This is a genomic window from Streptomyces sp. NPDC048057, assembly GCF_040653095.1.
Taxonomy (GTDB): Bacteria; Actinomycetota; Actinomycetes; order Streptomycetales; family Streptomycetaceae; genus Streptomyces.
Genome location: NZ_JBEZNF010000016.1, coordinates 12,886 through 28,151, shown reverse-complemented (window position 1 = coordinate 28,151; position 15,266 = coordinate 12,886). Strand labels below are relative to the sequence as shown.

Sequence of the window (15,266 nt, the reverse complement as noted above, 5' to 3'; positions counted from 1 at the left end):
GAGTCCTCCCCTGCGCGACGGTCCCGCGCCGGTGCATGACGCACCTGTGCGTCACACGTCCGTGCGTCGCGCGTCCGTGCACGACACGTCTTTGAACTGACTGGTCAGTGCAAAAACTATCCCGAAGGAATCCGGTGCAGCAAAAGCGCACGTCAAGTCGGGTGTGACGGAACGGGGGTTCGGCCCATGCCTCGCGTGATCACTGCCGAGGCGTGTAGGCAGAGACATGACGCAAGCAATCGACCCCCAGTCCTTCGACCGCTTCGCCCTGGACTACGACCGCTTCGTGAGCCTGCTCCCGGGGCAGAACACCGCATGGCTGACGGCGCTCGACCTGAAGGGCGGGCGCGCCCTGGACGCCGGCTGCGGATCGGGGCACGCGGTCCAGGCGCTGGCGGACGGCTTCGACGAGGTCGTCGGCCTGGACCTGAGCGCTCCACTGATCGAGATCGCCCGGGCCAAGCGGGCGCGGCCTCATGTGCGTTACGTGGTGCAGGACCTGTTCGAGCTGACCGACGACGACGGCTTCGACCTGGTCTACAGCCACACGACGCTGCACCACCTGGACGACTGCCGGGCGGGTCTGGAGCACCTGAAGGGGCTCGTGCGACCCGGGGGCACGGTCGCGCTGATCGACAACGTCAGCGACCGGCGCCCCACGCCGCCGCGCTGGGCGTACACCTGGGGCGCGCGGTTGGGCTTCCCGGGCGACGTGCTGCGCTTGGGGCTGCGCGACGCCTGGTTCCAACTGCGCTTCTGGCACAGCGGCCCGTGGTTGGCGCATCTGCTCAGCGACCGCTACCTGTCGCGCGAGCAGTTCCGCGCGCTGTACGGGGACGTCTTCCCCGGGGCCCGGTTCGACGACCTCGGCTTCGCCCTGGCGATGGTCTGGACGGCCCCGCAGGGCGCCGGCGGGACCTGGTGACGCGGGCCGCCCGCCCGCACTGACCCCAACCGCCCGCTTCACCCGAGTCTTGGTTGAAAGGCCAGGTCAGAGCCGATTGTCAGTGGTGGCCTGCACGATGGACACATACGGCCACCGTGCCGTCACACGACGACAGGAGGTTCGTCATGGCCAGTCACCACGCGGCAGCCGCGCACCGGCGCCGTGCCACCGGCCCTGTCCCCTCACTGACCGGGCCCGCGAGCGATGTGCACCCCGTCCTGCGGCGCGCCTCCGCACCGCCCGCCGCCCTCGACCTCCTCGCCCAGGCCCGCGCAGGGCTGGACGAGGCCGCCGCCTTCGAGACTCCGAACGAGCGGTACGCGATGGCGCACCTCGCAGCCCTGCGCACCGCCGCGGCCGTGCTCGCGGCCCGCGGGTATCCGGACGCCCCGCAGCCCGCCGCCGGCGGCCGGGGCACCGCCCCCCGGCGCGGTCGGCGCGCCGGCATACGCAGCGCCTGGGAGCTGCTGCCCGAGACCGCTCCCGAACTGTCCGAGTGGAGCGCCCGCTTCGCCGCGGGCGCCAGTCGCCGGGCCCGCGCCGAAGCGGGCATCCGGGGCGCCGCGAGCAGCGGCGACGCCGACGAACTGCTGAGGAACGCCGGGATGTTCCTCCGCCTGGTGGAGCGGATGCTGGTGCTCCAGCCCGTCCTGCCGCAGCCGAGGACGGAGCAGCCGGTGGAGGGGCCGCCGGCAGGGGAGGCGACGGGGGTGACGGAGGTGATCGACGAGAAGGCCGGGTGAGCGGCGCCGTGGGCGCACGGCGGGCGCGGACCCGTCGAACAGAGGCAATCCGGGCGGAGGCAATAGGGTGGACAGCGTCGTCACCCGACGAGATCCCGAGATCCCGCGACCGCGGCCGGCACCGACCGTGGTCGTACGCACACCATCCGCCCGCCCGGTCCGCGTCCACGCGATCGGGGCGGTACCGCCCGAGGAGTCAACTGCCGTGCCGGACCAGGCCCCCCGTGGGGAGACCACTTCGCGCCCGCCCCGCGCCGCTCTGCGTACCTCCGTGGTCTGGGAGGTCCTGAAGGACGCCATCGACCAGCGGGTCAAGGACACCGGGGCGGACGCCCTGGACGTGCTCGACACCGGTGGCGGCAGCGGCTCCTTCGCCGTGCCCCTCGCCCAGCTCGGGCACCGCGTCACCGTCGTCGACCCCAGCCCCAACGCGCTGTTCGCGCTGGAGCGACGGGCCGCCGAAGCCGGCGTGGCCGACCAGGTGAAGGCCGTCCAGGGCGATGTGCACGGCCTCTTCGACGTCGTCGAGCGCGAGGGCTACGACCTGGTCCTGTGCCACGGCGTGCTGGAGTACGTGGACGACCCCGCCGGGGGCGTACGGAACGCGGTCGACGCGTTGCGGCCCGCAGGCGCCCTCAGCCTGCTCGCCGCCGGCCTGGGCGGCGCGGTCCTCGCCCGCGCCCTGGCCGGGCACTTCACCGAGGCGCGGCACGCCCTGGACGACCCGGCGGGACGCTGGGGCGAGGGCGACCCGGTGCCCCGGCGCTTCACCGCCGACCAGCTCACCGCCCTCGTGGCCGGGGCCGGCGCGGAGGCCGGCGCGGTGCACGGCGTACGGGTCTTCACCGACCTCGTCCCCGGGGTCCTGGTGGACACCGAGCCCGGTGCGCTGGACGCCCTGCTGAAGCTGGAGGCCGCGGCGGCCGAACTGCCGGCCTTCCGCTCCATCGCCACCCAGCTGCACGTGCTGGCCCAGAAGCATCGCTGATCAGCGGTGTAGCAGCAGATGGACTACGACACATACCACCCGAACGTGTCGTTCGCCCCGTATGATCGAGGGACACCGTCCGGCATGACGGATCGGAGGTTGGGGAATCTACGCCTCAGCAGGCCGAGCCGCCGTGGCGGCCCGATCAGCGATTTGACGTAACGACATAGAGGGCGGGTTTCACGGGGGCGATTCCCTGCCTATCCTGAAAGGGCCGCATCCGGTCGCCCCCGCGGCCGACGACTAGGAGGACTCCGTGCCGCTCTCGGAGCACGAGCAGCGAATGCTCGAGCAGATGGAGCGAGCGCTGTACGCCGAAGATCCCAAATTCGCGACAGCGCTTGAGGGAAGCGGGCTGCGTACGTACACCCGGCGACGGGTCTACCAGGCGGTTGCAGGCTTCCTGGTGGGTATCGCGCTCCTCATGGCCGGAATGGTCGCACAGCAGATCTGGATCAGCGTGGTGGGGTTCCTCGTCATGCTGGGCTGTGCGGTTCTGGCGGTCACCGGCTGGCGCAAGGCGCCCAAGCCGGGCGAGCAGCGGACCATGGGGGACGCGGCGGGAGGCGCCCGTCGTCAGCCCCGGCAAACACGTCAGCGCAAGTCGATGATGAACCGCATCGAAGAACGGTGGCAGCGCCGCCGTGACGAGCAAGGACACTGAGTCACCCACGGCCCGTGGGCGGTGCGCCCGCAGCCGTGTCCGGCTCTGACACCCCGGCACGCCCGTCTCTCCGGACGCGAGTCCCTCAATGCCCCATGCCCGCCCTCCGCGGCGGACACGGGGCATTGTGCTGTACCGACCCCGACGTGGACCTGAGGCCGATCCGAAGGGCCTTCCGGAGAGGTGTGGCTGCCGTTCGGAGCACCACCAGGCTGAGGGCCCGCCCCCCTACGTCGGGGGTGGGCCCTCAGCCACATGACTCCGTGTGCCCGTGTGCCTCAGTCCGTGCGGTGCGCCCGGGCCGTGACCCGGGCGCACCCGCTCAGCCGCGCTGACGGGACGGGCGCCGCAGGCCGGGCAGCCTGCGTGGCATCCGGGAACGCACCGCGGTGCGACCGCGCTCCAGGAACGCTCCCCACCGTGCCGAAACGGCCCAGACCACCCGAACGGCGGAACGGGGGAACAGCCGGGCCCGCACTCGCTCCCACCGGCCCGCTGCCGCTGCCAGTCCGGCGCGCACCCGGCCGACGTCGTCGACCAGGCCCGTGGCGGCCCGTGGCTGCGGCGCGTACAGCACCTGCTCCACCGCACCGGCGATCCGGTGGACGGCCTCGGCCGCCTCGCCCTCCAAACGGCCCAGCAGCACGATCCGCTCGGCCGACTTGCGGGCCGTGAGGGCGTCGTCGGGCACGATGCCGTGGTCCCACGCCGTGTCCAACACCTCCAGCCACGCCTGGAGCGTCCGGGCCCGGGCGTCGTCGGGCGTACGCCCCCGGGAGCCCAGCCGACGCGCGGTCAACCGCATCCGCCACAACACCGGCAACAGCGGCAGCACGACCACGACGAGCGCGGCGAGCGCGATCAGCGGGACGCGCCACGAGGAGCCGTCGGAAGCGGGGGGCGTGACCGCCAGGGCCGGCGCCGAACTCTCGCACTCCCCGCGCCGCCGCTGGTCGGCCGGGCAGGTCTCCACCGTGGACGCCGCCGCGGAGGGTGCCTGGGACACGGACGGCTGCGGCGCCGCCGGGTCCGACGGGCCCGTGGACGGCGAGTCCGGCAGGGCGTAGTCCGGCACGCTGCCGATGCTGGGCGTGGGCTCGAAACGGGTCCACCCCACGCCCTCGAAGTACAGCTCGGGCCAGGCGTGGGCATTGCGGATGCTCACCGACATCGTGTCGTCGGCGCGCTGGGTGCCCGGGGTGAACCCCACCGCGACCCGGGCCGGTATGCCCAGGGTGCGGGCCATCGCGGCCATCGAGAAGGAGAAGTGGACGCAGAAGCCCCGCTTGTCCCGCAGGAAGCGGGTGATCGCCGAGACGCCCGTACCGGACCGCACGTCGGTGTCGTAGGTGAAGCCGCCGTTCACCGCGAACCAGTCCTGGAGGAGGACCGCGGACTCGTAGTCGTTGCGGGCGCCGACGGTGATGTTCTCCGCGGTCTCCTTGACCACGTCCGGCAGCGACGAGGGCACCTTGGTGTACTCCGCGACGATGTCGGCCGGCGGACGCGGCGCCGTCGCCAGGTCCTCCGACGTGGGCTTCACCAGCAGGCTGCTGACGGAGTACTCGACGCCGCGGGTGTTCTGGCCGCGGTCGCCGACGAGGGTGCGGCCCTCCGGCTCGAAGCGCCAGCGGCCGTCGATGTCCACCCGGGTCGCCGGATACGGCATCGGCAGCCAGTCCTGGCGGTAGCCGTCGGAGGCGGTGATGTTCGTCTGGACCTCCTGCGTCGCGATCGACGAACTCAGGCCCGTCGGCTGCGGCAGCCGGTCCGGAACGTCCTTGACGCCGCGCTCCGAGGTCTTCCACGTCGTGCCGTCGAACTGGTCGAGCGCCACGAACCGCAGGTACATGCCGTCCTTGTCCGGCGCGTTCGTCCGGTAGCGCAGGACCTCGACGTCCTCGGGCTGGTTCAGGCTGTCCTGGAGCGAGACGAGCGGATTGACCGCGTTGATCGTGCTGCCGCCCGAGCCGGAGCCGCTGCCGGAGCGCGAGTCGGCCAGCAGGCCGCTGTCGAGCGCCGGGAGGGCCGCCGGGACCACGAGCGCGACCCCCAGCGCCAGCACCCCGATGCGCCGGCCGGTGCGCACCGGGGCCAGCGGCGGACCCGCCGAGCGGGCGCCCTGCGCGCCGCGCGCCGCCGCCGACGTACCGCCGAAGACGCGGCCCCACTGGGAGAGCCGATCGCGCCCCTCCGCCAGCAGGAGCAGCAGATAGCCGGTCGCGGAGACCAGGAACCACAGCACGCTCGCCGCGTCGCCGGCGAGGCCCGCGGCGACCGAGTAGAGCGCGAGCAGCGGCAGACCGGCCGGGGCGGCGCTGCGGTAGGTCACCGCGAGCGCGTCCACCATCAGGCCGACCGCCAGCACCCCGCCGATCACCATCAGCTCTATGCCGGCGGAGGACGGCGCCGGGATCGCGTACCGCTCGATGTCCTGGCCGCCCCGGGAGAGCAGCTCGCCGAACCGGGCCAGCACCTCGGGGCCGGGCACCACGCCCAGCAGCGCCTCCTGCCGGGCGAAGGCCACGGTGAGCAGCATCAGACCGACGAGGGCCTGGAAGACCAGGGTCAGCGGCCGGGCCAGCGACACCCGCCTGCCCACGGCGCCCGCCCCGAACTGCACCGCGAGCAGCACCGCGGCCAGCACCAGCCAGCGAGCCGAGTCCAGCAGGGGCAGCATCGCGCTCGCCGCCATCAGCGTCGCCGCGTACGCACAGAGCGCGATCCGGGCGCGTCCGCTCATGACCGACCTCCCGCGACGCCGCCCGCGCCGAGCCCGAGGGATTCGGCGCGCTGCCGGCCGGCCTGCTGCCACAGGGCGGGCAGTGCCGCGCCTGGCGGCACCGCGAGCGCCGTCCAGCCGGCCTCCCGCAGCACCCTCAGCCGCGCCTCCACCGGCCCGGCCGCAGCCCCGCCCGTCACCCACGCCTCACTGTCCAGTACGAAGGCCACCGCGCCCGAGCCGCGCTGCCGCATGCGTGCCACGCGCGTCACCTGCTCCTCGTCGAGGTCGCCGAGGAAGGCGACCAGCAGCCCCTCACCGGCGCCCCGCGCCGTGCCGTACGACGGGGAGAAGTCCAGCCCGTCGGAGTGGTCGACCACGGCGAGGGTGTCCATCAGCAGGCCCGCGGCGTCCGCGGACTCCTGGGACGCGCCGGCGAAGCCGTCGGCTCCCTCCGCGGGCACCGAATCCCCGGTGTCCGTCAGCAGTCGGACCGTGTACCCCTGGGCCATCATGTGCAGCAGGACCGAGGCCGCGCCCGACACCGCCCACTCGAAGGCCGCGTCCGGGCCCACGCCCTCGTAGGCCACCGAGCGGGTGTCCAACAGGACGGTGCACCGGGCCCGCTGGGGCTGCTCCTCGCGGCGCACCATCAACTCGCCGAAGCGCGCGGTGGAGCGCCAGTGCACCCGGCGCAGGTCGTCGCCGTGGCGGTAGGCGCGGGGGATGATGTCGTCGTCGCCGGCGAGCGCCAGCGAGCGGCGGTGCCCCTCGCCGTACCCCGCGGACTCGCCCGCCAGGCGCACGGGCGGGAGCTGCTCGGTGTGCGGGATCACGGTGAGCACGTCGAACGCGCTGAAGGACCGGGTCAGTTCGCACATGCCGAAGGGGTCGGTGAGGCGGAGCTGGAGCGGTCCGAGCGGATACTGCCCCCGCAGGTCCGAGCGGACCCGGTACGACACCTCGCGCCGCCCGGCCGCCTCCACGCGGTCCAGCACGAACCGGGGGCGGGGCCCCAGCACGTACGGCACGTGGTCCTGGAGCATCAGCAGACCGGTGGGCATCCGGGAGATGTTGTCCATCCGTAGATGGACCCTGGCCTCCGCGCCGGCGGCCACCCGCGCGGGCGCGAGCCGGCGGCTGCCCGCGACCCGGTGGCGCGTGCCGTACAGGACGGCGGTGCACACCAGCGGCAGCGCCGTGAGCAGCAGCCCCACCCGCAACAGGTCGTCCTGGCCCAGGGCGTACGCACAGGCCGTGGCCGCCACTCCGGCGGCCACGAACGAGCGTCCCCGGGTGGTCAGCCCGCTCAGCGCCACCCGCAGGCCGCCCTGCCCCCGCTCGGCGAGCGCCGAAGCGGGGGCGGCGGCATCGGCGGGTGCACCGGCGGCGGTGTCCGCGGCGGGCATCACAACCGCCGTGCGTCGTGCTGCCGGCCGTAGTACTGCGGGGGTTGGTGGCCGGGGACGTACGCCGCCTGGCTGCCGCCGGCCGTGGGCACCGGGGTGCGCTGGAGGATCTCCAGCACGACCTGTTCGGCCGTGCGGCGGTTCAACTGGGCCTGCGCGGTGGGCAACAGTCGGTGCGCCAGCACCTGCACCACCAGCGCCTGGACGTCGTCCGGCAGGGCGTAGTCCCGGCCGTTCAGCGCGGCGTTGGCCTTGGCGGCGCGCAGCAGGTGCAGCGTGGCCCGCGGCGAGGCGCCCAGCCGCAGGTCCGGATGGCTGCGGGTGGCGGCGACCAGCTCGACCGCGTACCGCTGGACGGACTCGGCGACGTGCACGCCGCGGACCGCCTCGATCAGCTTCACGATGTCGTGCGCATGGGCGACCGGCTGGATGTCGTCCAGCGGCGAGGGCCCGCCGTGCACGTCGAGCATGCGCAACTCGGCCTCCGCGCTCGGGTAGCCGATGGACACCCGGGCCATGAAGCGGTCCCGCTGGGCCTCGGGCAGCGGATAGGTGCCCTCCATCTCCACCGGATTCTGGGTGGCCACCACCATGAAGGGGCTGGGCAGCTCGTACGTGCTCCCGTCGACGGTGACCTGCCGCTCCTCCATCGACTCCAGCAGCGCCGACTGGGTCTTGGGCGAGGCGCGGTTGATCTCGTCGCCGATGACGATCTGGGCGAAGATGGCGCCCGGTTTGAACTCGAAGTCCCGCTCGTGCTGGTCGAAGACGGACACGCCGGTGATGTCGGACGGCAACAGGTCCGGCGTGAATTGAATGCGTCTGACGGTGCAGTCCACGGACCGCGCCAGCGTCTTCGCCAGCATCGTCTTGCCCACGCCCGGCACGTCCTCGATCAGGAGGTGTCCTTCGGCGAGCAGCACCGTCAGCGTGAGCCGTACGACCTCGGGCTTGCCCTCGATCACACCCTCCACCGACCTGCGGACACGATCCGCTGTGGCGGTCAGATCTGTGAGGCTCGCTCGATCGTCATAGGTCGTCACACGGCCCTCCTCGGCCCGTTCTCCGGGCCGGGACTGCGATGCCCGGCCCACCCCGAAACACGGGCACCGCCCCCCATCGGTTCGAGGGGCGTGCCTCTCCCCGCATTCTTGTTGCCGTTACCGCTTCGTGTCACTTGCCTGTGGATAACAGTGGCGGGTTTGGGGGGGTTGGCCGGACATATCCGGTGGCGCGAGGGTGCACGTCGGCGCCGACGACGGCGTCAGGCGGCCGGGTCGATCTCCCGCAGCAGCCCTTCCTTCACGTCGAAGACGAAGCCGCGCACGTCGTCGGTGTGGAGCAGGAACGGGGAGGTGCGCACCCGCTGCATCGACTGCCGCACGTCCTGGTCGACGTCGCGGAACGCCTCCACCGCCCACGGCGGACGCTGACCCACCTCGTCCTCCAGCTCGTGCCGGAAGTCCTCCGTCAGCGACTCCAGGCCGCAGCCGGTGTGGTGGATCAGGATGACGCTCCGGGTGCCGAGGGCCCGCTGGCTGATGGTGAGGGAGCGGATCACGTCGTCCGTCACGACGCCGCCGGCGTTGCGGATGGTGTGGCAGTCGCCCAGTTCCAGGCCGAGGGCGGCGTGCAGGTCGAGCCGAGCGTCCATGCAGGCGACGACCGCCACCCGCAGCACGGGGCGGGCGTCCATCCCGGGGTCCTGGAAGTCGGTCGCGTAGCTCCGGTTCGCCGAGACCAGGCGATCGGTGACCGTGCCGTCGGTGCGCGCGTTGTCGGTGCGCGCGCTGTCGGCGGGGAGGTGCGCGGAAGTCGTCATGTCGACGACGGTAACGGGAAGGCACCCCTCCGGCCTGCTGTGAGAGCGGACAAAGAACATCAACGCGGCTTGTTGTGAGGTAACCCACAGAGGCGATGTGTCGACATCCGTTCGAGTGAATCGGCGGAACCGTTCCCCCGCCCGCCACGCCGTCGACCGGTTGATTGACCGGGCAGGACCGTGGACTAAAGTGACGCGCAGTCCACTGGCGCGGCCCGTGCTGCACCGATGGCAGGACCGGGCAGGCCGGCACGTCCGGTCGCGTCCAGTACGGTCAGTCGTTCCGCCGGTACGTCCAGTACGTCCCGCACGTCCGTCCAGTAGATTTCCAGATCGTCTCCCCGCGTGTGCGGCATACGCACGGCTCGGCCTTCCTTCTCAGCTCGCCGGTCGCTCCAGCCCCGCGCCGGACCTGAGAGGGCCCCGTGAGCAATACCCGACACGTCCCGGTGATGCTCCAGCGGTGCCTGGACCTGTTGGCCCCCGCCCTGGAGCACCCCGGAGCCGTCGTCGTCGACTGCACCCTCGGACTCGGCGGGCACAGCGAGGCCCTGCTGACCCGGTTCCCCGAGGCCCGGCTGGTGGCGCTCGACCGGGACAAGGAGGCCCTGCGGCTGTCGGCCGAGCGCCTCGCGCCCTTCGGGGAGCGCGCCACGCTCGTCCACGCGGTGTACGACGAACTGCCCGAGGTGCTCGACCGGCTCTCCCTCCCGCGCGTGCAGGGCGTCCTGTTCGACCTCGGCGTCTCGTCCATGCAGCTCGACGAGGCGGACCGGGGCTTCGCCTACGCCCAGGACGCCCCGCTGGACATGCGGATGGACCAGACGACCGGCATCTCGGCCGCCGAGGTCCTCAACACCTACCCGCCGGGCGAACTGGTGCGGATCCTGCGGACGTACGGCGAGGAGAAGCAGGCCAAACGGATCGTTTCCGCAGTGGTGCGCGAGCGGGACCAGGAGCCGTTCAGCCACAGCGCCCGACTCGTCCAACTCATCCGCGACGCCCTGCCGCAGGCCGCCAAGCGCACCGGCGGCAACCCCGCCAAGCGCACCTTCCAGGCCCTGCGCATCGAGGTGAACGGGGAGCTGCGCGTCCTGGAGCGGGCGATCCCGGCGGCCGTGGGGGCCCTGGACGTCGGCGGCCGGATCGCGGTGCTGTCGTACCACTCGCTGGAGGACCGGCTGGTCAAGCAGGTCTTCGCGGCCGGCGCCAGCAACACGGCGCCGCCCGGGCTGCCCGTCGTCCCCGAGGAGTTCCAGCCCCGGCTGAAGCTGCTGACCCGGGGCGCCGAGCTGCCGACCGAGGAAGAGGTCGCCGAGAACCGGCGGGCCGCCCCGGCGCGTCTGAGGGGAGCACAGCGCATCCGTGAGGACGCGCGGTGAGTCATACGGGCAGCGGACACACGCACGGCGGAGCGAGCGGGAGGATGCGGTGAGCACAGCGGGCAAACAGCTCAGGGGACGCGCCGCGAGACTCGCCCGGCTGATGCCCGCGGGCCCCAGCAACGCGGCCCGCACCCCCTTCGTCTTCCTGATCGTGGTCCTCCTCGGCGGCGGCCTCATCACCCTGCTGATGCTGAACTCCTCGCTCAACGAAGGCTCCTTCGAGCTCAGCGAGCTGAAGCGCAAGACCACCGAACTCACCGACGAACAGCAGGCCCTCCAGCGCGACGTCGACGACCGCTCCGCGCCCGACGCCCTGGAGCGGCGGGCCCGGGAGCTGGGCATGGTCCCCGGCGGCGGCCCCGCCTTCATCGACCCCGACGGCACCGTCAAGGGCGAGCCCGGCAAGGCGGCGAAGCCCGACGCCGACCCGTCGCCGCCGGGCGCCGAGCAGGAGCCGCCGACGGTGCCGCCCCCGGCCGACTCCACGGGACAGCCCACGCTGGGGCCGTCGTCCTCGCCCGCGGCCGCCGGCCCCCAGGCGCAGCAGGACACGTCCCCGAACCAGGGCCAGCCCACAGGCCAGGGGCAGGGTCAGGACCAGGTCCAGAGCCAGACCGGCCAGACCGGCCAGAGCCAGGGCCCGCTGCCCGAGCCCCAGACCAGCCCTCAGCCCGCCCTCCGGTCCCACACGTCCGCGCAACCGCCCCAGACGCCCCCCGGCAGGTGACGCAGTGCCCCCTCAGGAACCACGCCGGCGCCCCGCCCCCCGGGACCGGGGAGCCCCCTCGCGCGGCCGGGTCCCGGGACCGTCCCCACGACCGTCCGCCCGCCCCGCCCGCCGCCCCTCCGGCGGCCCCGGCGGGCCCCGCGGCCCGCGCGGCACCGGCCCCCTGCGGCTCGGCAGCCCGCGCCCCCGACTGCGCCTGGTCGGCTTCGGGCTCACCCTGGTGATGCTCGCCTTCGTGGTCCGCCTCCTCCAGGTCCAGGCGGTGGATGCCGAGGCGTACGCGGCCAAGGCCGACAAGAGCCGCTACCTGAGCGTCAAACTCGCCGCCGAGCGCGGCGAGATCACCGACCGGTCCGGGATCGCGCTGGCGAGCAGCGTCGACGCGTACGACATCACCGCCGACCCGAAGCTGTTCACCCCCGAGGAGAGCAAGGCCCCCGACGCGCCCGAACAGGCCGCGGCGCTGCTCGCACCCGTCCTGAACGTGCCCGTCGAGGACGTCGTCACCAAGCTCAAGAAGCCCAAGTCCCGCTACACCGTGCTGGCCCGTCGCCAGACCCCCCAGGTGTGGAACCAGATCAAGGACCTCAAGGGCGTCTTCGCCGAGAAGGCCCGCGAGGACAAGGCCAAGGGTGGCCCGGGCGCCAACGTCCTCGCCGGCGTCTTCCAGGAGCCCAGCAGCAAGCGGGTGTACCCGAACGGCGAGCTGGCCGCCGGGATACTGGGATACGTGAACGCCGACGGCCGCGGCGGCGGGGGCGTCGAGTCCATGCTCGACAAGCAACTCGCCGGCCAGGACGGCGAGGTCACCTACGCCCAGTCCGGCGGACGCCGGGTGCCCACCGCCGGCGGCACCCGCGAGACCCCCGCAGTCCCCGGCTCCGACATCGAACTCACCATCGACCGGGACATCCAGTGGGCGGCCCAGCAGGCGATCTCCGAGCAGGTGGAGAAGTCCAAGGCCGACCGCGGTTACGTGATCGTGCAGGACACCCGCACCGGCGAGGTCCTCGCGATGGCGAACTCGCCCGGCTTCGACCCCAACGACCTCAACCGGGCGGACGCCGCCGGGCTGGGCAACGCGGCGCTCCAGGACGCGTTCGAGCCCGGCTCCACCGCCAAGGTCGTGTCCATGGCCGCCGTCCTGGAAGAGGGCGCGGCGACCCCCGACACTCACGTGGTGGTCCCCAACCGGCTGCACCGCGGCGACCGCCTCTTCAAGGACGACGTCGACCACCCGACCTGGTACCTCACCCTCAACGGCGTCCTGGCCAAGTCGAGCAACATCGGCACCATCCTGGCGACCGGCCAGCTCGGCAAGACCCAGGCCCAGGCCAACCAGGTGCTCCACTCGTACCTGAAGAAGTTCGGCCTCGGCAGCCCCACCGGCCTCGACTACCCGGGCGAGACGCCCGGCATCCTCGCCCCGCCGTCGAAGTGGTCCACCTCGCAGCAGTACACGATCCCCTTCGGCCAGGGCATGTCCATCAACGCCATGCAGGCGGCGTCCGTCTACTCGACCATCGCCAACGGCGGCGTCCGCATCGAACCCACCCTCGTCCGCGGCTCCAAGGGCCCGGACGGACGGTTCGCCGCGGCGCCCGCCCCCCAGAAGACCCGGGTCGTCAGCGAGAAGACCGCCACCACCCTGGCGGCCATGCTGGAGTCCGTCGTCGGCAACGAGGAGGGCACCGGCACCAAGGCCCGCATCGACGGCTACCGCGTCGCCGGCAAGACGGGCACGGCCAACCGCGTCGACCCCGAACTGGGCCGCTACCGCGGCTACACCGCCTCCTTCGCCGGATTCGCCCCCGCCGACAAGCCCCGGGTCACCGTCTACTGCGCCATCCAGAACCCGACCAAGGGCAGCTACTTCGGCGGCCAGATCTGCGGCCCGATCTACCAGAAGGTGATGGCCTTCGCCCTGAAGACCCTCCAGGTCCCGCCGACGGGCGCCGAGCCCGCCGGGCTGCCCGTCACCTTCAAACCGGGCGGTTGACCGGTGTCCCCCGGGGCACCCGTACCCGCCGGACGCCGCCCTGCCGCGCCCCGGAGCCACCCGGGCACGACTCCCGAGCCGCCCCGGCCGCCCGACGCACATCCCCTGATCCAAGGAACCACCAGTGACGACGATCACCCCCGATTCCGGGAACCACGGCCCCGGACGGACCTCTTTTGGCCCCGCCCGCACCACGCCCGGTACGCTCACCGCCGTGCCACACCCTGATCAGTACGGAACGACCTCCCCGGAAGGCGCGGCCGAGTCGGCCGGGCAGCCGGGAGCCCCCCGACCGCACCGCCTCCATCCGACACCCCTCGGGGAGCTGGCGGTCCGAGCGGGGCTGAGGGCCCCTGAGGGGGGAGCGGCGCCGGATCAGGCCCAGGTCACCGGCATCACCCACGACTCCCGCGCGGTGCGCCCCGGCGACCTGTACGCCGCCCTGCCGGGCGCCCGGCTGCACGGCGCCGACTTCGCCGCCCAGGCCGCCGACCTCGGCGCGGTCGCCGTCCTCACCGACCCCACGGGCGCCGAGCGGGCCGCCGCCACCGGCCTGCCCGTCCTCGTCGCCGACGACCCCCGCGGGCACATGGGCGAGCTCGCCGCCGCGATCTACGGACACCCCGGCGAGTCCCTGCTCCAGCTCGGCATCACCGGCACCTCCGGCAAGACGACCTCCGTCTACCTCGTCGAGGGCGGCCTGCGCGCCGCCGGCCGCGCCGCCGGCCTGATCGGCACGGTCGAGACCCGCATCGGCGGCGAGAGCGTCAAGTCGGAGCGCACGACCCCGGAGGCCACCGACCTCCAGGCGCTGTTCGCCGTGATGCGCGAGCGGGGCGTCGAGGCGGTCGCCATGGAGGTCTCCAGCCACGCCCTGGTGCTCGGCCGGGTCGACGGCTGCGTCTTCGACGTCGCCGTCTTCAACAACCTCAGCCCGGAGCACATGGAGTTCCACTCCGACATGGAGGACTACTTCCGGGCGAAGGCACGGCTGTTCACCCCGGCGCGCAGCCGCACCGGGGTCGTCAACCTGGACGACGAGTGGGGCCGCCGGCTCGCCAAGGAGGCGTCCGTACCGGTCACCACCTTCTCCGCCGAGGGCGACCCGGACGCCGACTGGCGCGCCGAGGACGTCGAACTCGGCGCCGTCCGCTCCGTCTTCACCGTCGTCGGGCCCGCCGGTCAGCGCGTCCGGGCCGAGGCACCGCTCCCGGGCGCCTTCAACGTCGCGAACACCCTCGCGGCCGTCGTGACCCTCGCCGTCGCCGGGATCGACCCGCAGACGGCCGCCGACGGCATCGCCGCCGTCCCGGGCGTCCCCGGCCGGCTGGAGCGCGTCGACGAGGGTCAGCCCTACCTCGCCGTCGTCGACTACGCGCACAAGACCGACGCCGTCGAGTCCGTGCTGCGCTCGCTGCGCAAGGTCACCGAGGGCCGGCTGCACATCGTGCTCGGCTGCGGCGGCGACCGCGACACCACCAAGCGCGGCCCGATGGGCGCGGCAGCCGCCCGGCTCGCCGACACCGCCGTGCTGACCTCCGACAACCCCCGCTCCGAGGACCCCCTCGCGATCCTCGCCACCATGCTCGCCGGCGCCGCCCAGGTGCCCGCCCACGAGCGCGGCCACGTGCTCGTCGAGGCCGACCGGGCCGCGGCCATCGCCGCCGCAGTGGCCCGCGCCGAGCCCGGCGACACCGTCCTGATCGCCGGCAAGGGCCACGAGCAGGGCCAGGACGTCGCCGGAGTCGTCCGCTCCTTCGACGACCGCCAGGTCCTGCGCGCAGCCATCCGCGCCTCCCGTACGGCGGCAGCCGCCCCCGTCCCACCGCACCCATCGCACGAGAAGCCCCGGGGATGACCC

The 15,266-nt window shown here is 73.2% G+C and carries 12 protein-coding genes; 8 read left to right on the top strand and 4 right to left on the bottom strand.

The window, feature by feature from the left end; all coding sequences use genetic code 11:
- Positions 1–226 precede the first annotated feature (226 nt).
- The 4 genes from AB0E05_RS19935 to AB0E05_RS19920 all read left to right on the top strand — a co-directional run bounded on the left by AB0E05_RS19935 (position 227) and on the right by AB0E05_RS19920 (position 3,341).
- Entirely contained in the window at positions 227–925 is a 699-nt protein-coding gene (locus AB0E05_RS19935; RefSeq protein WP_361965179.1) for a methyltransferase domain-containing protein, read from the top strand.
- A gap of 146 nt (positions 926–1,071) precedes the next feature.
- Positions 1,072–1,689, top strand: coding sequence for an SAV_6107 family HEPN domain-containing protein (locus AB0E05_RS19930; protein ID WP_361965177.1), 618 nt, complete (start codon positions 1,072–1,074; stop codon positions 1,687–1,689).
- A 205-nt stretch (positions 1,690–1,894) separates the two neighbouring features.
- Positions 1,895–2,677 (top strand): methyltransferase, encoded by a 783-nt coding sequence (locus AB0E05_RS19925; RefSeq protein WP_361965175.1) that lies wholly within the window; start codon positions 1,895–1,897, stop codon positions 2,675–2,677.
- A 256-nt stretch (positions 2,678–2,933) separates the two neighbouring features.
- Positions 2,934–3,341, top strand: a complete 408-nt coding sequence (locus tag AB0E05_RS19920; RefSeq protein WP_361965173.1) for a DUF3040 domain-containing protein — start codon at positions 2,934–2,936, stop codon at positions 3,339–3,341.
- Between the two features lie 322 nt (positions 3,342–3,663).
- On the opposite strand, the gene AB0E05_RS19915 is transcribed toward AB0E05_RS19920, so the two are convergent.
- From AB0E05_RS19915 to AB0E05_RS19900, 4 genes are all read right to left on the bottom strand, one after another.
- The gene (locus AB0E05_RS19915; RefSeq protein ID WP_361965171.1) at positions 3,664–6,084 is read right to left on the bottom strand and encodes a DUF3488 and transglutaminase-like domain-containing protein; all 2,421 of its coding nucleotides are present in this window, start codon (positions 6,082–6,084) and stop codon (positions 3,664–3,666) included.
- A complete protein-coding gene (locus tag AB0E05_RS19910; protein WP_361965169.1) occupies positions 6,081–7,472 on the bottom strand; it encodes a DUF58 domain-containing protein in 1,392 nt (463 codons plus the stop codon). Before AB0E05_RS19910 ends, AB0E05_RS19915 begins: the two co-directional genes overlap by 4 nt.
- Entirely contained in the window at positions 7,472–8,515 is a 1,044-nt protein-coding gene (locus AB0E05_RS19905) for a MoxR family ATPase (RefSeq protein ID WP_361965167.1), read from the bottom strand. Before AB0E05_RS19905 ends, AB0E05_RS19910 begins: the two co-directional genes overlap by 1 nt.
- Positions 8,516–8,736: 221 nt before the next feature.
- Positions 8,737–9,294: a carbonic anhydrase gene (locus AB0E05_RS19900; RefSeq protein WP_361965165.1), complete on the bottom strand. Its 558-nt coding sequence runs from the start codon at positions 9,292–9,294 to the stop codon at positions 8,737–8,739.
- A gap of 425 nt (positions 9,295–9,719) precedes the next feature.
- On the opposite strand from AB0E05_RS19900, the gene rsmH reads away from it, so the two are divergent.
- The 4 genes from rsmH (at position 9,720) to AB0E05_RS19880 (ending at position 15,263) form a co-directional block, all read left to right on the top strand.
- Positions 9,720–10,676: a 16S rRNA (cytosine(1402)-N(4))-methyltransferase RsmH gene (gene rsmH / locus AB0E05_RS19895; protein ID WP_361965163.1), complete on the top strand. Its 957-nt coding sequence runs from the start codon at positions 9,720–9,722 to the stop codon at positions 10,674–10,676.
- Positions 10,677–10,725: 49 nt separating this feature from the next.
- On the top strand, positions 10,726–11,406 hold the full coding sequence (locus AB0E05_RS19890; protein WP_361965161.1) for a cell division protein FtsL: 681 nt from the start codon (positions 10,726–10,728) through the stop codon (positions 11,404–11,406).
- Between the two features lie 4 nt (positions 11,407–11,410).
- The gene (locus tag AB0E05_RS19885; RefSeq protein ID WP_361965159.1) at positions 11,411–13,405 is read left to right on the top strand and encodes a penicillin-binding protein 2; all 1,995 of its coding nucleotides are present in this window, start codon (positions 11,411–11,413) and stop codon (positions 13,403–13,405) included.
- 124 nt (positions 13,406–13,529) lie between these two features.
- Positions 13,530–15,263: a UDP-N-acetylmuramoyl-L-alanyl-D-glutamate--2,6-diaminopimelate ligase gene (locus tag AB0E05_RS19880; protein WP_361965157.1), complete on the top strand. Its 1,734-nt coding sequence runs from the start codon at positions 13,530–13,532 to the stop codon at positions 15,261–15,263.
- The last annotated feature ends 3 nt before the right edge of the window (positions 15,264–15,266 follow it).

Coding starts and splice junctions, on each gene's coding strand:
- AB0E05_RS19930 (WP_361965177.1), top strand. CDS start 1,072: ATGGCCAGTCACCACGCGGCAGCCGCGCACCGGCGCCGTGCCACCGGC.
- AB0E05_RS19900 (WP_361965165.1), bottom strand. CDS start 9,294: ATGACGACTTCCGCGCACCTCCCCGCCGACAGCGCGCGCACCGACAAC.
- AB0E05_RS19910 (WP_361965169.1), bottom strand. CDS start 7,472: ATGCCCGCCGCGGACACCGCCGCCGGTGCACCCGCCGATGCCGCCGCC.
- AB0E05_RS19935 (WP_361965179.1), top strand. CDS start 227: ATGACGCAAGCAATCGACCCCCAGTCCTTCGACCGCTTCGCCCTGGAC.
- AB0E05_RS19915 (WP_361965171.1), bottom strand. CDS start 6,084: ATGAGCGGACGCGCCCGGATCGCGCTCTGTGCGTACGCGGCGACGCTG.